General features: G+C 49.1%; 17 protein-coding genes. 7 read left to right on the forward strand and 10 right to left on the reverse strand.

Annotated elements, in window-relative coordinates:
- The first annotated feature begins 17 nt into the window (after positions 1-17).
- Positions 18-476, forward strand: coding sequence for a type I restriction enzyme HsdR N-terminal domain-containing protein (locus N2K84_RS00325; RefSeq protein WP_282589759.1), 459 nt, complete (start codon positions 18-20; stop codon positions 474-476).
- Positions 477-480: 4 nt separating this feature from the next.
- Here the strand turns inward: N2K84_RS00325 and N2K84_RS00330 are convergent, their stop codons facing one another.
- From N2K84_RS00330 to N2K84_RS00350, 5 genes are all read right to left on the reverse strand, one after another.
- Entirely contained in the window at positions 481-1,575 is a 1,095-nt protein-coding gene (locus N2K84_RS00330) for a Fic family protein (RefSeq protein ID WP_282589760.1), read from the reverse strand.
- 169 nt (positions 1,576-1,744) lie between these two features.
- On the reverse strand, positions 1,745-2,272 hold the full coding sequence (locus tag N2K84_RS00335; protein ID WP_282589761.1) for a GNAT family N-acetyltransferase: 528 nt from the start codon (positions 2,270-2,272) through the stop codon (positions 1,745-1,747).
- Entirely contained in the window at positions 2,269-4,218 is a 1,950-nt protein-coding gene (locus tag N2K84_RS00340) for a glycosyltransferase family 2 protein (protein WP_282589762.1), read from the reverse strand. Before N2K84_RS00340 ends, N2K84_RS00335 begins: the two co-directional genes overlap by 4 nt.
- Before the next feature lie 11 nt (positions 4,219-4,229).
- On the reverse strand, positions 4,230-4,856 hold the full coding sequence (recR, locus tag N2K84_RS00345; RefSeq protein ID WP_282589763.1) for a recombination mediator RecR: 627 nt from the start codon (positions 4,854-4,856) through the stop codon (positions 4,230-4,232).
- Positions 4,857-4,883: 27 nt separating this feature from the next.
- The gene (locus tag N2K84_RS00350; protein ID WP_282589764.1) at positions 4,884-5,042 is read right to left on the reverse strand and encodes a hypothetical protein; all 159 of its coding nucleotides are present in this window, start codon (positions 5,040-5,042) and stop codon (positions 4,884-4,886) included.
- Between the two features lie 140 nt (positions 5,043-5,182).
- Between N2K84_RS00350 and N2K84_RS00355 the strand changes: the two genes are divergently transcribed.
- On the forward strand, positions 5,183-6,655 hold the full coding sequence (locus N2K84_RS00355; protein ID WP_282589765.1) for a Gfo/Idh/MocA family protein: 1,473 nt from the start codon (positions 5,183-5,185) through the stop codon (positions 6,653-6,655).
- 198 nt (positions 6,656-6,853) lie between these two features.
- Here N2K84_RS00355 and N2K84_RS00360 read toward each other — a convergent pair whose 3' ends face one another.
- Entirely contained in the window at positions 6,854-7,498 is a 645-nt protein-coding gene (locus tag N2K84_RS00360) for a hypothetical protein (RefSeq protein WP_282589766.1), read from the reverse strand.
- Between the two features lie 192 nt (positions 7,499-7,690).
- Between N2K84_RS00360 and N2K84_RS00365 the strand changes: the two genes are divergently transcribed.
- The 4 genes from N2K84_RS00365 (at position 7,691) to N2K84_RS00380 (ending at position 17,871) form a co-directional block, all read left to right on the forward strand.
- Positions 7,691-11,326, forward strand: a complete 3,636-nt coding sequence (locus tag N2K84_RS00365) for a PAS domain S-box protein (RefSeq protein WP_282589767.1) — start codon at positions 7,691-7,693, stop codon at positions 11,324-11,326.
- Positions 11,319-13,529: a transporter substrate-binding domain-containing protein gene (locus N2K84_RS00370; RefSeq protein WP_282589768.1), complete on the forward strand. Its 2,211-nt coding sequence runs from the start codon at positions 11,319-11,321 to the stop codon at positions 13,527-13,529. The genes N2K84_RS00365 and N2K84_RS00370 overlap by 8 nt, the downstream gene beginning before the upstream one ends.
- Positions 13,530-13,606: 77 nt before the next feature.
- Positions 13,607-14,050, forward strand: coding sequence for a response regulator (locus N2K84_RS00375; RefSeq protein WP_282589769.1), 444 nt, complete (start codon positions 13,607-13,609; stop codon positions 14,048-14,050).
- Positions 14,051-14,094: 44 nt separating this feature from the next.
- On the forward strand, positions 14,095-17,871 hold the full coding sequence (locus N2K84_RS00380) for a PAS domain S-box protein (protein WP_282589770.1): 3,777 nt from the start codon (positions 14,095-14,097) through the stop codon (positions 17,869-17,871).
- 104 nt (positions 17,872-17,975) lie between these two features.
- Here N2K84_RS00380 and N2K84_RS00385 read toward each other — a convergent pair whose 3' ends face one another.
- Both N2K84_RS00385 and N2K84_RS00390 read right to left on the reverse strand, forming a co-directional pair.
- Positions 17,976-18,227: a hypothetical protein gene (locus tag N2K84_RS00385; protein ID WP_282589771.1), complete on the reverse strand. Its 252-nt coding sequence runs from the start codon at positions 18,225-18,227 to the stop codon at positions 17,976-17,978.
- A 99-nt stretch (positions 18,228-18,326) separates the two neighbouring features.
- On the reverse strand, positions 18,327-18,740 hold the full coding sequence (locus tag N2K84_RS00390) for a hypothetical protein (RefSeq protein ID WP_282589772.1): 414 nt from the start codon (positions 18,738-18,740) through the stop codon (positions 18,327-18,329).
- Between the two features lie 221 nt (positions 18,741-18,961).
- Between N2K84_RS00390 and N2K84_RS00395 the strand changes: the two genes are divergently transcribed.
- Positions 18,962-20,656 (forward strand): DEAD/DEAH box helicase, encoded by a 1,695-nt coding sequence (locus tag N2K84_RS00395; RefSeq protein ID WP_282589773.1) that lies wholly within the window; start codon positions 18,962-18,964, stop codon positions 20,654-20,656.
- 173 nt (positions 20,657-20,829) lie between these two features.
- Here the strand turns inward: N2K84_RS00395 and N2K84_RS00400 are convergent, their stop codons facing one another.
- Together N2K84_RS00400 and N2K84_RS00405 are read right to left on the reverse strand one after the other, a co-directional pair.
- Positions 20,830-21,618 (reverse strand): 3-keto-disaccharide hydrolase, encoded by a 789-nt coding sequence (locus tag N2K84_RS00400; RefSeq protein WP_282589774.1) that lies wholly within the window; start codon positions 21,616-21,618, stop codon positions 20,830-20,832.
- Positions 21,619-21,696: 78 nt separating this feature from the next.
- The gene (locus N2K84_RS00405; protein WP_282589775.1) at positions 21,697-21,948 is read right to left on the reverse strand and encodes a DNA-binding protein; all 252 of its coding nucleotides are present in this window, start codon (positions 21,946-21,948) and stop codon (positions 21,697-21,699) included.
- Between the last annotated feature and the right edge of the window lie 187 nt (positions 21,949-22,135).

Below are 22,135 nucleotides of genomic sequence, written 5' to 3' on the forward strand. Positions count from 1 at the left end.
CTTTGTATTGGCATACTATGTTCACGAAATTAAATTTACCAACATATTCATTTCGCACCACGCAGGAATCGGGCAAGCTGAGGATCTTTGACGAGATCCGGAAGAAGTTCCTGGTGCTGACCCCCGAAGAGTGGGTACGTCAGAATTTTGTCCGTTTCCTGATTGAGGAAAAGGGCTTCCCTGCCCAACTGATGGCCTTGGAAAGCGGACTGAAAGTGAACCAAAACCAGTTCCGGGCCGATCTGCTGGTGTACGACCGTGCCGGCCAGCCCCTGCTGGTGGTCGAGTTTAAAGCGCCAACGGTGAAGGTAACTCAGGAAACGTTTGATCAGGTGGCGCGCTACAACATGAAATTCCAGGTGCCTTACGTGATTGTTTCCAACGGGCTCAGCCATTATTGCTGTCAGATTGATTTTTCCACAAAAACCTATTCATTCCTGAAAGAGATCCCGGCTTTTGGTGAGCTGATTGGATAATTAGCTAATCAATCAATTCATAATTTGTGCTTCGTCCTCCTGATTCTTCTTGTTTTAAGATACCTTTTTCAATTAAATCTTTAATGTCTCTTAAAGCTGTATCTGCTGAGCATTTAGCTATTTTCGCCCATTTCGATGTTTTTAGTTTGCCATCAAACCCATCTAATAGTTTATTCAGCATAAGTCTCTGCCTGCTATTAAAAAGGGTATCCTTATGTTTGTCCCAAAAATCAGCTTTTTGAAGTACTTTCTGCATTGTTTGTTCCGTAGATTTCAATGCACGATACAAACAATCAAAGAACCAATTTAGCCATTCCGTAATATCACCACTGCTATGCTGTACTTTTTGTAAAACTTTATAGTAAACCTTTTTCTCAATAAGTATCTGGTTCGAAAGACTATAAAATCTTTGAGAACTATCTTCCGAACGTGCTAATAACATATCAGAGAGTGTCCTTGCTATTCGGCCATTACCATCGTCGAAGGGATGTATTATTATAAACCAGAAATGAGCAATCGCTGCCTTCAATACAGCATCTAGTTTTGATTCACTATTAAACCAATCCAGGAATAAATCCATTTCTTGTTTAACTCTCTCAGGTGAAGGGGCCAGATAATGGATCTTCTCTTTGCCCATAGGGCCAGAAACCACCTGCATGTCGCTCTTGCGATAGCACCCGGTATCGATCCTGTGCATACCACTCCAACCAGTTGGAAATAATGCAGCGTGCCATCCAAATAGTCGTTCTTCGTTTAGTCGTTCTTTGAAGTTCTGTGTTGCATTCAACATCATCTCAACTACTCCATCAATATCTCTGGTTGTGGGCACCATACCGGCATATTCCATTCCCAATCTTCTCGCAATGGAGGAACATACTTGCTCATAGTTCAATGTTTCACCTTCAATTTCGGATGATTTTAAAACATCGATTGTTAAAGTAGAGAGGAGCGCTTCTTCCCGTATTGAGAATCCCAAAGATGCCATCTGCCCCAAAATCTTTCCTTGCAAATGACGAACTTTTCCTAAAATCCCATTTATTTCTTTATCATCCCAAGAGAAATGGGGCCATTGTTCGTACTGATAGATATATTTTGCCATATTAAGCAAATCTCTTTGCGGCAAATATACGAATTAATCACCGCATATTTAATGAGAATGAAGGGTTTTTTCTCCGCAGGTGGTTTCTCTTTATATTGGCTGTCACGTAATTACAGATTCAATTTCTTGTCAGGTAACATGGCTACAGGTTTTATTCTGAAGTGATTAGCTAAAGTATTTTCTGATAGATCATTTCGTCCATCCATCCATCAGGGGTTTTCAGCCAGTCTGTTTTTGTTCCGCTAAGTTGAAAACCGGCTTTCTCAAACAGCTGGACACTGCCCGGATTGTCGGCAGCTATGTTGGCGTAAAGTTGATGCAGCCCGAGTGTTTCACCGGCATAGCGAATCATGAGTTGCAGTGAATCGGTAGCCAGTCCTTTGCCGCGGTCGGCCGGATCGTAGATCAGGATGCCCAATCCGGCCCGTTGGTGGAACGGCTCAAAATCGAACAGGTCGATGGCGCCAACCGCTTTCCCGGCCCGGTTTTCGATGATCAGCCGAAGTTGCTTGGCCTCAAAAATGTCGCGGTGCGATTCCTGAATATATTGCTTCAGGATGAAGCGTGAAAACGGCGCCAGCGTGTTGCTCACTTTCCAAATGGCCGGGTCGTTTTCCCAAAGGTATAATACTTCCAGGTCTTCGGGCTCCAGCGGACGAAACCGTACTTGTCCGTATGTCAACGATGCTGTATTCATGTTTTCGGGTTTTTCAAGTTATTAAAAATGATCTTCACGTCTTTCAAGATCCGATAATTTCTTGCATAATCCAGATCGAGCGCCAACTTTTTTTCGGACGAAAGAAGAGGGGACAAGTGGCTGGCCGGGTTTATAACACCGGGTTTCAGCGGTGGCAAAGTGCCCGCCAGGTTTTCTGCTGAAGCATATCCTACCCAGGTTTTTTGGTTGAAAAGAACCTGGATGATATTCGAAAGGAAAGCCGATTTTTCCCTGACAATCCAGTAAGTTGCCGGGAACGTGACCAGGAAAAGCGCCGACAGTCCCAGGTCGAGCAGGCGTTTGTGCCGTTTGTTTTTGGGGGTCGAAATGGCATTCAGCTGCACCACATACAGGTCGCCGGCCGTTTCTGCCGAATTGCTGCCAATAATCGACAAGCTTTCGGGCGGGGCAATTTTGTAGGCCACCTGCCTATTGGCCAGCTTCAACATGCAGCCGATGATTTCGCTGGAGGGAAGATCGGAGGCGCTAAAAATCAGTTCGTCCAAATCGTGAACGGTAACAATTTCCTGTAAATGCGATAAGTTTCCCAGGTAATTATCCGGGTGGCTGTCAGCGTTTGGATAGATCGTCCCGGCTAGCTCGATAGGCAGTCGAAGGTCGTTCAGGATGTGGGTGATGCGGGTGCTCTCGGCTTGTCGGGCTACTACGGCCACCTTCTTGTTGCGCCGGGTTGCCAGCCGGAAAGGTTCAACCGGAATGCTGCCGAGTAGTAGCCGGACGGCCCACAGGGCAGCAAAAGCCCACGCCGCCCCCAGCAGGATCAGGGCACGAGAAAACCGCCAGCTTTCGTCTGCCAGCGAATAAAACAGCAGAATGCCCAGGGTGCCCCATGCCAGGCCATGCCAAACCCTGAATGGCTTGACGGGCTTCCGGTAACCACCGGCCAGCCGAATGCCGATCAGCCAGCTTAGGAGATAGACAGGAACTACGTATTGCAAAAACGCAGGCGGGAAGTGGCCCGGCTCAAAGCGGTAATTTTCCCACCAGGGAACAAGCAGCCGGTAACCTGCATAAATGATCGTTGCATCCAGCACCGGGAAAAAGGCGGCGCTCACAACGCGTTGGGTGATCGACAGCAGCGCCCGGAAATAAATGGCCAGCCGGATCAGAAGGGAAAACAAACCAGCCTGTTCTTTGGAGAAATGTTTCCGTGCAAAGATGATCATGGCCTGGTAGAATAGCCGGACATAGTTGAGACTGCCCTTTTTGGTGCTTTCACCTTTGTAGTGGATGATGGTCGTTTCCGGGAAATAATAGTTTTTGTAACCGGCTTGGGTGATGCGGTACGACAGATCGATATCTTCACCGTACATGAAAAAAGCTTCATCGAGCAGGCCAACCGTATCCAGCGTTTTTTTTCGCAGCAACATGAAAGCTCCGGCCAAAACATCCACCTCATGGGTGTGGTCGGGGTGAAGATGCCCCAGGTGATAGCGCGCAAACTGTTTGGATTTCGGGAAAAGTCTTGAAAAGCCAAAGATCTTGTAGAAGGCCACCAAGGGGGTGGGCAGCGCGCGTTTGGATTCGGGCAGCAGCCGGCCCTTGCCGTCGATCATTTTTACTCCGAGCGCACCGGCTTCCGGGTGGTTGTCCATAAAGGCCACACATTTCGCGAAGCAGTCTTCTTCCACTACTGTGTCGGGGTTGAGCAGCAGCACGTATTCCCCTTTTGCCTGTCGGATGGCTTGGTTATTGGCTATTGAAAAGCCTTTGTTGTCGTGATTTTCGATCAGGATAACCTCTGGAAACTTCTCACGAACCAGCTGGCACGAGCCGTCCACCGAGTTGTTGTCCACCACGAACACTTCCGCATCAAGGGCAGTACAGGCTTTTCGGACCGAATGCAGGCACTGCTCCAAAAAATATCGGACGTTGTAGTTGACCAGGATGACCGAAAGCTTCATGGGCGGTTGGTTTATTGGCTTAGGGAGCTTTCAAAGTCGAGCCTGTTTTTTATGGAGCGCCCCAGGGTGAGTTCGTCGGCATATTCCAGCTCATCTCCCACCGAAACTCCCCGTGCGAGGGTGGATATCCTGACGTTAAAATCTTTTAGCTTTTTGTATAAAAAGAAGTTGGTGGTGTCGCCTTCCATGGTGGTGCTCAGGGCCAAAATTACTTCGGCGACATTTCCGCTCCGCACCCGTTCGATCAGCGAGTTAATTTCCAGATCGGCCGGGCCCACCCCGTCCATGGGTGAAATGATGCCCCCCAGTACATGGTACAGACCTGTAAATTGGCGGGTATTCTCAATGGCCATCACATCGCGGATGTTTTCCACCACACAAATGATCTCGGGAAGGCGGTCGGGCTGGCTACAGATGTTGCAGATGTCACCATCGGAGATGTTGTGGCAGATTTTGCAATGCTTGATCTCCGTGCGTGCCTGGATGATACTGTGCCCGAATATTTCCACATCGGCCACATCCTGTTTCAGCAGGTGAAGCACCAGGCGAAGGGCGGTTTTCCTTCCGATGCCGGGGAGCTTTGCAAACTCGTTCACAGCGTTCTCCAGCAAGCGGGAAGGAAATTTCTCGGTCATCATAAATGTCTGTTTTTTAGAAGGCCAAATTTAATAAGCCAAACCCAATTCGGCGCAGGAAGTTGCCTTTTTCTTTCCGGTAACTGCTTCGGAAGAGATGACAGGCAAACATTCATCCCGCTGAATGGCATGTCTCTTTCTTCGATTGGGATGCTTTAGGAAATGTTTTCTGATTTTGAGTACATCCACGGCTGTCGATTTTTTTTAATATGATTAAATTTAATGGAGCAAGCTGTTTGTTGTCGTGTTTTGAGCCCTGCATGTCCTGAAATTAAAGTGATCAGGAATAGCCAAACAGCGCTGCTGCGTTGACCTAAAATCGGATTGTTATGAAGAAACCAGCTTCACCCACCAACATGTCCAGGCGTCATTTTCTGGGCGTTGCCGGAACCGCGGCAAGTGTTTTTACCATCCTGCCCAGTTATGCTGTTTCGGGGTTGGGCCATGTTGCCCCCAGTGATAAACTGAATATTGCCGGAATCGGAGTGGGCGGCAAAGGCTGGGAAAACCTGGCCAATATGCCCGGCCAAAATATGGTGGCCCTGTGCGATGTGGATTGGGAATATGCCCGTCCTGTATTTAAGAAATATCCACGGGCAAAGCAGTATCAGGATTTCCGGGTGATGCTGGAACAGCAAAAAGATATTGATGCCGTGGTGATTGCCACGCCCGACCATACCCATGCGGTGGCCGCCATGTGGGCGATGCAGCTGGGCAAGCACGTGTATGTGCAAAAGCCGCTGACTCATTCGGTTTGGGAAGCCCGCCAGCTGACCGAAGCTGCCCGAAATTATAAAGTGGCCACCCAGATGGGCAATGAAGGGCATTCGCAGGAAGAGGTACGCCAGGTTGCCGAGCTGATTTGGAGCGGCGTTATCGGCGATGTAACGGAGGTGTACGCCACCACTAACCGTCCGATTTGGCCGCAGGGGTTGGAACGTCCCACCGATAAGCAGGCTGTTCCGAAAACGCTCGACTGGGATTTGTTTTTGGGGCCTGCGCCAAAACGTCCGTATCACGAAGCCTATCATCCGTGGAGTTGGCGAGCTTGGTGGGACTTTGGCACGGGCGCCTTGGGCGACATGGGCTGCCATGTGATGGATGTGCCTTTCTTCGCTTTGAAACTGAAATACCCCACGGCCGTGCAAGCCAGCAGTACGGTGGTAAATACCGAGAGCGCCCCGCAGGCCTCGCGTGTGGAATATACGTTTCCGGGGCGCGGCGATATGCCGGCCCTGAAGCTGATCTGGAGCGATGGCGGCATCATGCCCGGCCGGCCGGTAGAACTTCCTGCCGGAGTGAAAATGGGCGACTGGGGCGGCATGAACTTGTTTATCGGCACCAAAGGAAAGATTATCAGTGGCTATTACGGCAACGGGTTTAAGGTATTGCCCTTCGACCTGGATTATAAATTGCCGGAGAAAACAATTCCCCGTATTGTGCCCGATCGGCTGGGGGGCGGACTGCACGAAATGGATTGGGTACGTGCCTGCAAGGAAAGCCCGGAAAACCGGATGGAGGCCTGTTCTAATTTCGAATATGCCGGTCCGCTGACCGAGACAGTGGTCATGGGCAACCTGGCTATCCGCCTGCAAGGCTTGGAGCGCGAACTGGCCTGGGATGGCGGGAATATGGTTTTCACCAACATTTCACCCTCCGAAGAGGTGGAGCTGATTACCAGTCACCAGTATAAAAAAATAAAAATGCTGCCTCAGTTTAAAACCGAAACAACGAAGGTAAACGCGCTGGAGTTTGCCCGCGAAATGGTGAAGCACACTTACCGGAAAGGCTGGGGGTGGTAATGATATCTGCCCCGGACACGCACAACGAACTCAGCCAGGATCAGAGGTAGGTCCCGGATTACGAACCGCTTGGGCATACGAAGGTTCAGCTGGCTGCGAAGCGTTTCCTGAGAGTGAACATGGCTTTGATGAGGAGATTCCTGGCGGAAATCGTCTTCGTGAGTTCGCTTAGTGCTGCTGTATGTCCTGGCGGGAAACTCAGCGACGTACAAATGCCTGTCCAAGCGGGAAAAAGCGGTCGGGCGAATAACTTTTTCGGTCAGGGGCCGCAAAGAAAACAAACAGCCCCTCGCAGGGCAACGCCTCTGACTGAAGTGTCAGGATACCACCAGCCTGGGCACGTTTGATACTGCTGACAAAAGGTCCTTTCAGCTCATTTCCGGAAACGGTCACAAACAGAAGTTCGTCATCCAACCCTTGTTTCGACGGAAAATCGCCGTTGTGCCAGCTTACCTCCACCCGGGCCGGATCTTGTTCCGCCAGCCTGACATTCAGCTTAAACGGAAGGTTCAGCGTGCCATCCGCCACATGCAGCAGCGATAGGTCTTCCAGAATGCCGCCCGGGCCAAAGGCCGGCATGTTGGCTTTCAGAAACCGCTGATAACCGCTGCTGCGCCCTTCCAGGTTATTCCAAATCGGCCGGATTAGCGTTTGCTGATGCTGGCGGCAAAAGGCGCTCACGGCCTTAAATCGCTGCCGGTGCTGCACTTGCCGCTCCGACCACGAATCGGGCTTATACGTGGGGGCCGTCCGGATATAGGTGGTGTCGCCCCGTTTGACCACGACTACCGGACCGAGCTTCCCCGATACCGAGCCCAGGATTCCTTCATTTATCTTAGCCATACCAAGTCCAAGTATTAAAAGTTTTTACTGTGTTTCTTAAACGTATCTTCCGTATATAAAGATACAGAAGAAATACAGAATATACACAGAAGATATACAGAAGATAGGGAGATGGTCTGGTTCAAGTTTCTTGTAAAACATACACAGTGGCTCGTATTTTTTTCCTATTTTGGGGTGTTTAACTTTTTTTTGATGAAGACGGAGGGAACGCCTGATATGCGCAAGAATGAGCCTGACTTACACACCCTGATTGACAACCTGAACGGGGTGGTTTACCGGTGCCGGATCGATACGAACTGGACCATGGATTATATCAGTGATGCCATAGAAGAGATCAGCGGCTATCCGGCATCCGACTTTATGGGAAACCGTACCCGAACCTACGCTTCCATTATTCATCCCGACGACCGGGACCGGGTGTGGAGCGAGATTCGCGAAGCATTGGACAGGAACCGGCCTTTTACGCTCGAATACCGGATGATCACCAGACAGGGGGCGACAAAATGGGTTTGGGAGCGTGGCCGCCGCATGACGGGGGCTGGCGGTGAGGAGTGGCTGGAAGGCTTTCTGGAGGACATCAGTAGTTTGAAAGAAACCGAAAATGCCCTGCGCGAAAGTGAAGAAAACCTGCGCATCACGCTGAATTCGATAGCCGATGCCGTTATTGCCACCGACATGCGGGGGAGGGTAGTTCGCATGAATCCGCAGGCCGAGAAGCTTACCGGCTGGACTTTTGCCGAAGTGAAAGGCAAAGCCCTGACCGACTTTTTTCATATTGTACATGCCCGGACAGGTCAGCCGGTTGGCAACCCGGTTGCTACAGTGCTGGAAACCGGTCGGGTAGTTGGCCTGGCAAATCATACCAGATTGATTTCCAAAGATGGGACGTCTTGCCATATCGCTGATTCCGGGGCGCCCATTCTGGATGAACAGGGACAGGTTACCGGAGCGGTGATTGTCTTCCGCGATGTGACGGAGGCCTATCAGATGCAGGAACAGATTCGGAACAGCGAAACCAAGCATAAGAACTTGTTCAATTCGATTCGTGATTCGATCGTCGTGGCCGACATTGACCGAAAGATTGTTCGGTGCAATCCGGCATTCACCGAATTGTTCGGATACACGGAGAGTGATATTACCGGAAAGGGAACCGGTTATCTGTACAAGGATCAGGAGGAATATGAAGAAATGGGGCGAAAGATCAGGCTAAACAAGGATAATCCCAATTTCATCCTTACCGTTTCCTACAGGAAGAGAAACGGTGAAGTCTTTCCCGGTGAAACCAATGTGTTTTATTTAAGAAACAGGGAAGGTGAAATCGAGGGATTTATTGGTATCATCAGGGATGTTACGCGGCAGAAAAAGATGCAGGATGAATTGATGCACTGGCAAAATCTGATGCAATACATCATCAAACACGACCCGAATGCGATTTCGGTACTCGATAAAGATCTGCGTTATGTTTTTGTAAGCGAACGCTATTTGAACGATTACCGGCTGAAGGATACGGATATCATCGGGAAACACCATTACGCGGTTTTCCCGGATGTTCCGCAAAAATGGAAGGATATTCATGCCCGGGTGTTGCAAGGCGAAATTTTGGAATCGGAGGAGGATTTGTATGAGCGGCATGATGGCAGCCTGGATTATGTCAGGTGGATTTGCCGTCCCTGGTATAAAGGAGAGGATGAAATCGGCGGGATTGTGTTGTACACGGAAGTCATCACCGAACGAAAGAAAATAGAACATGAGCTTCGCCTGAATGAAGAACGTTTCCGGGCTATGGTTGAGAATGCCCCTGATCCCATTTTCATTCAATCCGAAATGAAATTTGCCTACCTGAACCCGGCAGCCTGCCGCCTTTTTGGTATCCCATCGCCCGGCCAGCTGATTGGCCAGCCCGTGATGGAGCGCTTTCATCCCGACTATCATGCCGTTATCCGGGAGCGGATCCGCCAGTTAAACGAAGGGCGCCAGCCAGTACACGAATTGTTGGAGCTTCGATTTTTGCGGATGGATGATTCGGAGGTTTGGGTGGAAACAGCCGGAGAGCCCATTGTTTACGAAGGGAAAAACAGTTCTCTGGTATTTGTGCGCGACGTTTCCTTACGCAAGCAATCCGAAAAAGCGCTCAAAGAAAGTGAGGAACGCTGGCAGTTTGCCCTCGAGGGCTCAGGCGATGGCGTGTGGGACTGGAACCTGCAAACCAATGAGGTTTTCTTCTCGGACCAATGGAAGGAAATGCTGGGCTATCATCAGCCCGAGGAATTGAAAAACGACTTTTCCGAATGGCGGAAACGTGTCCATCCGGATGATTTAGAGCGGGCCCTGATCGACATTCAGAAACATTTGTCGGGGGAAACACCGGTTTACCAGAATGAGCACCGCCTGAAATGTAAAGACGGGAACTATAAGTGGATCCTTGACCGGGGGAAAGTGGTCGCGCATGATTTGACGGGCATCCCGATCCGGATGATTGGGACCCATTCGGATATCCATGAGAAGAAAATGGCCGAAATTCGTTTGAACGAGGCAACCGATTTATTGACACTAGCCTATGATGCCGCTGATCTTGGAGTATGGAGGCATGATATCCTGAGCGACCAGGTCTATTTGGATGAGCGGGCCCGGGTGTTTTACGGATTCGATGCCGGAAATGTAAGCCTGGCAGAGGTGATCGGCCATATTCATCCGGAGGATGTTGCTCGTTTGCAATCCGAAATGGCCCGGGTGATTCAACCCGGGAGCAGCGGGGAAACCAATATTCAATACCGGGTGGTCCATCAGGACGGTTCAGTGCATTGGCTGGATATCTTTACCAAAATCAATTTTGAGGGAGAAGGAGAGGGCCGGAAGCCTGTTTTTGGTTATGGCACGGTACAGGACATCACCCGGCGCAAGGAGGCCGAACTCCGGCTCGAAACCACTCAGTTTGGCATTGATCATGCCCGGATTGGCGTTTTCCAGGTGGAAGAAGATGGCGCAATCGTTTATATAAACCAATATGCGGCTGACAACCTCGGCTATACGGTGGACGAATTGACGGGCAGCTCGTTGTTCGATATTGAACCAACGTTTAACCTTCAGTCGTTTCAGGAGCACCGGGCCAAAATCCGGGAACAGGGAAGCAATACCATCAGCTCTTTGCACCGGCGAAAGGATGGCACGGAATTCCCGGTGGAAGTCACAGTCAATTACTTCCGGTATAACGATAAGCTGATGTCCTTTTCGTTTGTGAAAGACATCACCGAGCGGCATCAAGCCGAGCAGGCGCTCCGCAACAGTGAGTTGCGTTTTCGTTTGCTGGCCGGCTCGGCGCCGGTTGGCATTGTCATTTCCGACCGTGAGCAGCGTACGGTGTTTGCCAATCAGCGTTTTACCGAAATTGTTGGCTATACCCGGGAAGATCTCCCCTCTGCCGATACCTGGTGGTCGTTGGTGTACCCCGATGGGAGCTTGCGAAACGAAATCAGACAGCAGTGGGACCAGGCCATTCAGCAAGCCCGGGACAGCCGGCAGAGGGTTGCCCCCATGGAGTTCCCGGTTACCTGTAAGGATGAGACCGTCCGTCAGGTTGAGTTCCGGCTGGCTTCGACCGGGGAACTGAATTTTGTGATCATGACCGATATTACAAAACGTAAGCAGATGGAAGATGCACTTCGGAAGCTGACAGAGGAGTTGGAACATCAGGTGGCCGAAAAAACCAGCGAATTACAGGAACGGGTGAATGAACTGCAGCGTTTTCACGATGCCACTATTGAACGGGAATTCCGAATCAAGGAGCTGCGCGATGAACTGCTAAAGCTGAAAGGAGGCAGGCATGTGTAGCTGTAGCCGATTTTTGTTACTGGTTTTGCTGGTGCTTTCAACAGCACTCCAGGGTTTTGCCAATCTCAACGGTTCGGCAGATCCGGCAGGTACGAGTACCGACACGATTTTGCTGGCTTCGGAACCCGACTATCCGCCTTACTGTTTGCTGGATGAGAACAATCAGCCCATCGGGTTTGCTGTTGAACTGTTTCGGGCCAGCGCCGAAGCCGTTGGTTTGGACGTAAACATTCAGGTTGGCCCCTGGTTGGCCATCAAAAAATATTTGGCTGAAGGAAAAGTGGATGCGCTGCCGATTGTTGGACGAACACCTGAACGGGAGCCGATCTACGATTTCACCGTTCCGTACCTGACACTGCACGGGGCTATCTTTGTGCGAAAAGATCATCCCGGCATTCATTCCTTGGCCGACTTAAAGAACAAGAAGGTATTTGTGATGGGGGGCGATAACGCCGAGGAATTTGTCAGGCGCGAAAAGGTTAGCGATTTCATCTATACGACCACCACCTTCGATGAGGCATTTCAGAAGCTGGCTATTGGCGAGGCCGACGCGGTTATTACCCAATGGGTGATTGGGCTGAAGCTGATCGATCGCTTGAAGCTTAAAAACGTCGTTCCCCTGGATGTTCAGCTGCCCGGTTTTCGCATCGAATTTTGCTTTGCAGTACAGGAGGGTAATGAGGCCTTGCTGTCCCGCCTGAACGAAGGGCTTTCGATTGTCATGGCTAACGGGACATTTAACGATCTTCATCACAAATGGTTTGGCCCGGTTATCAAAGAAAGGATATCCACTGCCGATAAGGTACGGGTAGCCCTGTGGGTATTTGTGCCGCTGTTGCTGGTGATGTTCCTGCTGTGGATTGTCTTTTTGCGCAAAGAGGTGAAGCGGCGTACCCGTCATTTGGAAGAAGAGGTGGTCAGGCATAAAAATACCTGGGAGGAACTTCAGCAACAACAATCGCTGTTAAAGGAAAAGGAAGCAGAAATTCGTCTGTTGCTCAATTCAACTGCTGAGGGAATTTACGGCGTCGATCATTCGGGGAACTGCACTTTTATGAATCAATCGGCCCTGCAAGCACTGGGGTATGCCGGCGAGCAGGAAGTGATTGGCCGCAACATGCACGACCTGATTCATCATACTCATCCTGATGGGCGGAAATTTCATCGGGATGACTGCCGGGTTTACCAAGCTTTACATGAAGGGGAAGGCACCCATGTGGATGATGAGGTGTTCTGGCGCTCTGACCATACGTCTTTTCAGGTGGAATATTTCTCGTATCCCATCCGGCAGGGAGATGACATCTTGGGAACGGTGGTTACTTTTTGGGATATCACCGAGCGCAAAAGGGCCGAGTCTGAACTGCGGGCATTGAAAGACAGCCTGGAAGAGCAAGTGAATGAGCGCACTGCCCAGTTGGAAGAGCAAATCCGGAAGTTGAATAAAAGTCAGCAAGCTCTGCTGTATATGGTAGAAGATCTGAATGAAGTAACCCTGGAGCTGAAAGAAGAGCGCCGCAAACTGGAGCAGTCGAACCAGGAGCTGGACGCTTTTTCGTATTCCGTATCGCACGACCTGCGCTCTCCCCTGCGCGCCATCAACGGCTACTCCGAATTCTTGCTGGAGGATTATGCCGAGCAACTGGATGAGGAAGGAAAACGTTTTCTGACGGTTATTCGCGAGAACGCCAATAAAATGGACCGGCTCATTACCGACATGCTGAACCTGTCGCGCATCTCGCGCACGGATGTGCGCGTATCGGCCATCAACATGACCAAACTTGCCGGGTCGGTATTTGAGGAAATTGCCACAGAAACCGAAAAGAGAGATTTTGAGCTGGTAGTTGAAGAACTGCCGGAAGTGCAGGGCGACTATAACCTATTGAAGCAGGTGTGGCAAAACCTGATTGCAAACGCGCTGAAATACAGTTCCAAATCGGTAGTCAGGAAAATTGAAATCGGGGCGAACGAATCGGACAGTGAAGTTGTTTATTTTGTGAAAGACCATGGCGCCGGATTTGATCCGCGCTACAAGGACAAGCTGTTTGGCGTGTTTCAACGGCTGCACAGCGATGATGATTTTGCCGGTACGGGCGTGGGGCTGGCCATCATTCAGCGTATTGTTCACCGGCATGGCGGACGTGTTTGGGCCGAAGGTGAAGTTAACCAGGGCGCCACGTTTTGGTTTGCCTTGCCTGGCAAGTAGTGAGTAGCGTGTATCGAGTCGTGAGTATTGAGTAGCCAATAGCCAATGACCATTAACCAATTTCTAACAAACAGCCTATGGAACCGATGAACCAAGTGGAAATCCTGATTGTGGAAGACAATCCGCATGACGCCGAAATGGCTTTGCGAGCGTTAAAGAAGAACAATGTGAGCAACCAGGTGCTGGTGGTGAACGATGGCGAAGAAGCCCTGGATTTCGTTTTTGCGCGGGGTAAGTTTGCGGGTCGTGAAAAGAAATTCCGGCCCAAAATCATTTTGCTCGATTTAAAACTGCCCAAGATCGATGGGCTGCAAGTGCTGAAGGAAATAAAAAGCAACCCCGAGACCAAAATTATCCCGGTTATCATGCTCACTTCCAGTAAGGAAGAAACGGATATGGTGCGGAGCTATCAGCTTGGTGTGAACAGTTACATCGTTAAACCGGTTGATTTTTCCAAGTTTGTTGAAGCGGTAAGGGATTTGGGATTTTATTGGCTCTTGCTTAACCAACAACCCCGTTAACTGATTTTTTCTTTATTTTGTAGGGAAACCGATAAACAGGATGTATGCAAACGAATCAGACCGTTCGGATTTTACTGGCAGAGGATGTGCTAACTGATGCCGAAATTGTTAAGCGGGAAATACGGAAGTTTTTACCACAAGCTGTTTTCGAACGGGTACAAACCCGGGAGGACTTTCATCAGGCGCTGGGGCAAATCAAACCCGATCTCATTCTTTCGGATTACAACATGCCGGCCTTTACCGGGCTGGATGCACTGAAGATCACCTTGGATGTGTGCCCGGAAGTTCCCGTGATTATCGTTACCGGATCGATCAATGAGGAAACAGCCGTTGATTGCCTAAAAGCCGGTGCGGTGGATTACGTGCTGAAGGAATCTTTAAAACGTCTGGGACCTGCCGTTATGCAGGCTTTGGATCAGAAAGAGGTGAAAGTGCAGCGGCGCGTGGCCGAAGAGCGACTGCGGGAAAGCGAGGAGCGCTTCCGGCGGTTGGCCGAGAATGCGCAGGACATGATTTACCGCTTCGAACTGTATCCGCACATCCAATGTACCTACATGAGCCCGGCTTCGCTGTACATTACCGGCTATGCCCCGGAAGAGTACTATGCCGACCCGGATCTCGTGTTCAAGTATGTTCATCCGGACGATCTGCCGGTGCTGAAAAGAATGATTTTCGAAGAAGAAAACATCCGCATACCCATTACGTTGCGGTATTTCCGGAAGGATGGCGGCCTGATCTGGAAAGAACAGCGGAATATTCCGATTTATGATGAAGCTGGAAAGCTGGTGGCCCTGGAAGGCATTGCCCGCGATGTAACACAGCAAAAACAGAACGAGCAAAAACTATTGCAAAGCGACCGGGTGTTCAAGTATGCTATTGATATGTTTTGTGTTGCTGGTTTCGATGGCTATTTAAAGGTGCTGAATCCATCGTGGGAGCGAACACTGGATTGGAGTAATGATGAATTGCTCTCGAAACCTTACCTGGAGTTCATTCATCCGGATGATCGGGAAAAAACGATCAATGGGATCGCGAAAGTTGTTGAAGGCAATGAGGTATATCAGTTTGAGAATCGTTACCTCTGTAGAGATGGCTCCGTGAAATGGCTTTCTTGGAATGCCCATCCGATACCGGGTGAAAAAATGTTTGTGGCCGCTTCGCGTGACATGACCGAATATAAACAAATCATGGAAGAGTTACAGTCGCGGGAAAAGGAATACCACGGACTGATTAATGGCATGAATGAAACGATCTGGATCATTGATCCGGAGGGAAAACTGCTGGATGTGAATACGGCCGCGGTAAAAACGCTGGGCTTTACCCGTGACGAATTGCTTGAAATCGGATTGCCGGGAATCGACAGGAAGATGTCTAAGACAGAATTTTTTAAACGTTCGAAGGCCACCAACGGAGATAAAATCCAGATATTCGAAACCGAGCATACCACCAAAAGTGGGCGGGTGATTCCGGTTGAAATTAGCTCAACTCAAATTTTCTACCATGGGAAACCTGCCATACTCAGTGTTGCACGCGATATTTCTGAGCGGAAAAACTCAGAGAGAAGGGTGAGGGAGTCGGAAGAAAGGTTTAAGCAAATCTCTGAAAACTCTCAGGAGTGGATATGGGAAGTGGATCCGCAGGGGCTGTACACGTATTCGAGCGGTGTTGTTGAAAATATACTGGGTTATACCCCCGAAGAAATTGTCGGGAAAAAGTTTTTCTACGAAATGTTTCATCCCGAGGATCGGGAACACTTCAAGCAGCTGGCCTTTGAATTTTTTAACAAGAAGCAGCCATTGCGCGATTTTGTCAATCGCAATATTAACAAAGCAGGCGAAATTATATGGGTTTCAACCAGTGGGGTGCCAATGTTCGACGATGCCGGAAATCTGATTGGTTACCGGGGTGCTGATGTGAACATCACCGAGCGAATAACGCAGGAAAAAGAGTTGCGTGACAGTGAGGAGAAATTTCGGTCGCTGTTTAATGATCATTCAGCTAATAAGTTACTAATCGATCCGGAACAGGGAATAATCACGGATGCGAACCTGGCTGCAGCCGAATTTTACGGTTTCCCGGTTGAGGCACTTCGAGGAATGAAAATCTCGACCATCAATACAACTTCACCAGAGGAATTAAACGAGAAAATACAGGGTGCTCTTTTAACCAGGAATATGTCTTATGAGTTTAAACACCGGAAAGCAGACGGTTCTGAGTGCGATGTGGAGGTATTCATCAGTAAGGTGATTATCGGGGAAAGGAAATTTTTGCATGCTATCATTCACGATATTACCGAGAAGAAAAGGCATGAGCGCCAATTGCGCCTGTTGAACCGGGCAGTGGAGCAAAGCCCGGTAATCATGTTTATTACCGATAAGGAAGGATGTATCGAATATGTCAATCCCACTTTCACTCAGATAACCGGCTATGAGTTGGAAGATGTAAAGGGGAAGAAATCCAATTTACTGAAGTCCGGTCTTCATGCGGATGATTTTTATAAGGACCTTTGGGATACCATCCTATCAGGAAAGGATTGGAAAGGCGAACTGCAGAATAAACGAAAAGACGGCTCGCTATACTGGGTAAGCGCTGTTATTTCTCCCATCTTTAACAGCGAAGGTGAAATAACCCACTTTGTGACGGTTCGGGAGGATATCACCGAGAAGAAAGATATGATCAAGAATTTGGTCGCTGCGAAAGAAAAAGCTGAAGAAAGCGACCGGTTGAAATCGGCTTTTCTGGCCAATATGAGCCACGAGATCCGCACCCCGATGAACAGCATCATTGGCTTCCTGGATTTGCTGCAGGAGCCAGGATTGGAGGAAGAATTACGCGAAGATTACCTGCAAATTGTGCAGGAAAGCAGTGATCGGCTGCTCAATACCATCAACGATATTATCGAGATATCCAAAATAGAAGCCGGTCACCTGGACGTCAAAGAAGAATTGATTCGGGTAAATGGCTTGTTGAACTATTTTTATGAGTTTTATAAGCCGGAGGCCGAACGGAATGGTTTGCAGCTTCGGGTGGTTAACCGCTTGCCGGAAGATGCGCAAATCAAAATCGATAAAAACAAACTGGAATCGATTCTGGGCAACCTGATCAAAAATGCCGTCAAATTCACGGCGAATGGTTTTGTTGAGCTGGGCTGCCAAATGGACAACGGACAGCTGGTTTTTTATGTGAAAGACAGCGGCATCGGCATTGCTCCCAACCGGCTGGAAGCCATTTTCGATCGCTTCACGCAAGCGGACCTGAACCTGAACCGGACTTATGAAGGATCCGGATTGGGGCTATCCATCTGCAAGTCGTACGCGGAATTATTAAAGGGCCGCATTTGGGTCGAATCCGAAGTCGGACAGGGAAGTACCTTTTATGTTTCCATTCCGCTTGTCGTTCAAGCTGAGACAAATCAGCAAACAACGGAGGCTGTGACTGAACCCGTGGCCGATGAACAACCGGATGCAGTAATTCTGATTGCCGAAGACGACCAGGCCAGCTATTATTACCTGGAGGTGGTGCTGGCCAAGCAAAATTATCAGCTGATCCGCGCCAGGAATGGGGAAGAAGCCGTTCTGCTGGTGCAGCAGCATCCCGAAATCCAGTTGGTGCTGATGGACATCAAAATGCCGGTGATGGACGGCTATGAAGCTACCCGGCAGATCCGACAGTTCAACACCCGCGTGCCGATAATTGCCCAAACCGCCTTCGCCCTGTCAGGCGACCGGGAACGGACCCAGCAGAGCGGTTTCACGGATTACCTGGCCAAGCCCATCAAAGCAGGCGATCTGGTGGCGCTGATTGAAAGATATACCTTATAGGACATGGAGCCCAATCGTGCCCGGATTTCGTGTTAGCAGCCTTATTCACTGGGCTGGGGACAACGGAATAACTTCATTTTTACCGATTTGTTCCGGGGTTTTGCCTAATCTACCCGTGCTTTCAGGCTGACCATTTTTCGGCCGGCCAACTGCCCGATAAAAAAGGAGCCCATCAAAATGGGATAGGTGTGGGCGGCAAAACCAATATCGCTGCAAAGCCGCAACAGAATGACCAGCGGAACCGGCAGGTGAATATACACCCACCACATCCGGGTAAACTTTTTATACCGGCTGCGCAGCGCCCCAAAGGGGATGTTCATTAAAAAAACCAATAAGGCGATCAGGGCAAGTTCCATGGATAACGGGTTTATCGGGGGCAAGTTTAGGGATAATCGAGGGGACGAACAAATTGGGCCGGTTGATTTATGTCAACTTTCGATAACTGGTGCCGGAGCTCAATTCCATAAAACCAACTCTTTTTCTTTTTTGAATTGTTGGCTTTTGCATTTTGGGCAAATGGCGTACTTCAGGCGGAGGATATTTGTGTGTTTCAGGCTGGTTTGACAGTTTGAGCAGCGGAAACGGGTTTTGTGCAATACTTTCCCGTCGCTGATCAACTGCACGAAAAGTTTATCCGAGATTTGCAGACAATGACGGCAGCGGTAAATGCGGTACTCCATTTTTAACTCTAAATCAGGATACTGTTGCGAAAGCTTAACAATTTTTTGATGTGTCCGGTAGTGTAAGCTCACGGGTTGGGAGAGCAGATAGTCTTTTGCCGGTTGGTCATGTACCATAAAGCCCCAGCCTTCATAAAGCTTTTGGCGGTGGTGACAGGATTGACAGGTGAAAGTGTACGAATATCCCATTGTCGGTGAATAAGTAGCTGAAAGTTACGAATTTTGCCTTAATAGTCGTATTTGTTCAGGCCGTTTTGGGCGACTTGTCTATTTCTATGAAAATAAAATTACCTTTGCACCTCGATTTTCGCATGGATGGCAAAGGGGTGTATTGAAAAGTAAATTTTATTGTCATCAGTGCTTATTGGATCAGAAGAACGGTGTTGTTCTTCGCATAATAATTTACGACGATGACATTTGAAGAAACGGGTTTGAAGCCCGAACTGCTCAGCGCCATTTCAGAAATGGGCTTTGAGCAACCTACTCCTATTCAGGAAAAAACCATTCCACATCTTTTAAACAACAACAACGACCTGGTAGCCCTGGCCCAAACGGGGACGGGTAAAACCGCAGCTTTTGGCTTGCCGCTGCTGCACAATATCGACACGAAGTCGAAAGCCGTTCAGGCATTGGTGTTGTGTCCAACGCGCGAGCTCTGTTTGCAGATTACCCGCGACCTGGAAGCCTTTTCGAAAAACATCCGCGGCTTTAAAAACATTGCGGTGTACGGTGGTACCGATATTGGCAAACAAATCCGCGAACTGCGCGATGGTGGCCAGATTGTAGTGGGAACCCCGGGTCGTGTACACGACCTGATCCGCCGGAAAGTCTTGAATGTCGGCCAAATCAAGTGGCTGGTGCTCGATGAGGCGGACGAGATGCTGACCATGGGCTTTAAAGAAGAAATGGACGCCATTTTGGCTGAGACGCCTGCCGTAAAGCAAACCTTGCTGTTTTCGGCCACCATGCCCAAGGAAATTGCAGAAATGACCCGTAAGTATTTGCATAACCCCGAAGAGCTTTCGGTGGGAAAACGCAACTCGGGCGCTGAGAATGTGGAGCATCATTACTATGTGGTGCATGCAAAAGATAAATACGCTACCCTGAAACGTATTGCCGACAACTATCCGAACTGCTACGCGATTGTTTTCTGCCGCACACGGATGGAAACACGCGAAGTGGCCGAGAAATTCATGGCCGACGGTTATAATGCCGATGCGTTGCACGGCGACTTGTCGCAGGCACAGCGCGACCAGGTGATGAGCCGTTTCCGCTCGCGCAACCTGCAAATGCTGGTAGCTACCGATGTGGCCGCCCGCGGGTTGGATGTGAACGATCTGAGCCATGTGATCAACTATAGTTTGCCCGACGATCCGGAGGTATATATTCACCGAAGCGGGCGTACCGGACGCGCCGGGAAGAGCGGTATTTCGGTTTCGATTGTACACATGCGCGAAACCGGCAAACTACGCCAGATTGAAAACGTATCGAACAAGCGCTTTGTGCGCAAAATGGTACCCGGTGGCGAAGAGATTTGTGAAGTACAGCTGATGCATATGATCGACAAAGTGGTGCAGGTGGAAGTGAACGATTCGCGGATTGACCCGTATTTGCCGGCTATCATGGAAAAATTTGCCGGACTGAGCAGCGAAGATATTCTGAAACGTTTTGTGTCGGCCGAGTTTAACCGCTTCCTGTCTTATTACAAAAATGCCCCCGACCTGAATGTGCAGGAGAAGGAGAAAAGAGGCTTCGAGAAACGTGGAAACGACCGTGGCCGGGTTACTTTCTCCCGCTTGTTTGTGAATGCCGGGAAGAAGCAAAACCTGAATGCCTCACGCCTGCTGGGCTTGATTAATGATCAATTGAAAAAGAAAAATATTGAAATTGGTAAAATTGACATTCAGCGTAAATTCTCCTTTTTTGAGATTGACAGCCGGTACGATGATGAGCTGATTAAAGCAGCAAGCCGGGCTTCGTTGGATGGGCATCCGCTGAAAATTGACCGGGTTACCGGTCAGGAATGGCCTGCTCAACCACGCGAAAAAGGAAGAAGTCGTGAAGGCGCTTTCGCTGGTGGAAGAAAGAGATCAGTAAAAAGATAGAAGCAAGGGTGGCACTGTGCACCCGAAACGGGAAACCGTTGATGATTATGGAAAACCGTTGAAAACAAGTGGTGGTCGAACGATCACACCTTGTTTTCAGCGGTTTTTTGTTGGGCTGCTTTTATTCATCAGGTGACTTCAAGTCACCTGATGAATAAAGGCGGCTGCTCAATTTAGTTTGATGGTAACCGGTTGATCTTTTCCAGTTGAATGTTGCGGATGAAAAATTCACCGCCTTCGGATTGCAGTTGGATTTTCCCTTTTGAAAGTGGCACGACCGTACCATTGCCCAATTTGCCGGTGTTGCGGCATTCCATTACTTTCACACCGTTTACGACATGAATGGCTGTGTTGCCCAGGCAGTACAGATCAACGACGTTCCATTCGCCAAGCGGTTTTTCGGCATGCTGTTGTTTGCGGGCCATTTTACCGCCGTTTTGATCATTGCCAAAAGCCAAGGACTTCCCTGCTTTGTCGAATACCTTATTCTGTCCAACTTCGCTTACCGAAATTTCGGCATACGTATCGGCCATCATGTAGGCATCGCCCAGGTTTTCATGCATCAGTTGCAGCTCGATGGAGCTCATCCAGGTGCCAATTCCGGCACCAAACGGCCCGTAGCTATGGTACAGCAGTCCGCTGTTTCGCGAGGTGTAAACGGCTTCACCCCATCTGTATTCAAGCCTGAGGTGATAGTTTTCGTATTCTTTTTTGGTGGCCAGCGAAGCGTTCACATCACCCGAAACGCGGATCAGTTTTTCTCCGTCCTTTTCCACGACGGAAAAGGTACTTTCAGGCGTAGCTTTTAGTTTGAGGTCGTCAAATCCTTTCAGTGCGGTTCCGATAAATATGTCCCAGTTTTTCAGGTTTTTGCCGTTAAAGAGCGATTTCATAGGCTGAGCGCTGGCTGTACTGCCAATAGTCAGGGCCAGCAGAATAAAAAAGCAGACGGATTTTCTCATGTTGATGATCGGTTTAGGTAAAAAAAAACTGTCCCATAAAGATAAGACAGTTTTTTGTGTATAAAACAGTGATTTACGTTAATGAATTTCAGCCAGTAATTGTTCTGCCCTTTCCAAAATTTTTGTGTCATCCAGTAAGACAATCCCGCCATTGGGACCTGGTTCAATGTGTAAACCTACCGATCTTCCGCGATCGTAATTGGCGCCTCCAAAATAATTCCTGACGGTTTCAACTTCTATATTAAACTCCTGCGCCAATTGGCGGATGGTACCGTCAGGTAAGCTGTCTTTGATTTTGCGAAGCTCGTTGAAAGTGATTTTCCTCTCCATGGCAGTAAAATTTTATAGGTTATTAAATAATGATCTCTAAGTCCTTTAAAGTTAAAATTAATAATTTAATAACGTATAAGATACGCAGTGATTGCATGCGGAGTTTGAAAATTAGGGTGGATTTTAACTGCTCGTGTAACCTTTTTTTTGAGCGGAAAGCTTCTTGTGGCGGGCATTTTGTGCTGGT

The sequence above is a fragment of the Gaoshiqia sediminis genome (assembly GCF_025907915.1).
GTDB classification, from domain to species: domain Bacteria; phylum Bacteroidota; class Bacteroidia; order Bacteroidales; family Prolixibacteraceae; genus Gaoshiqia; species Gaoshiqia sediminis.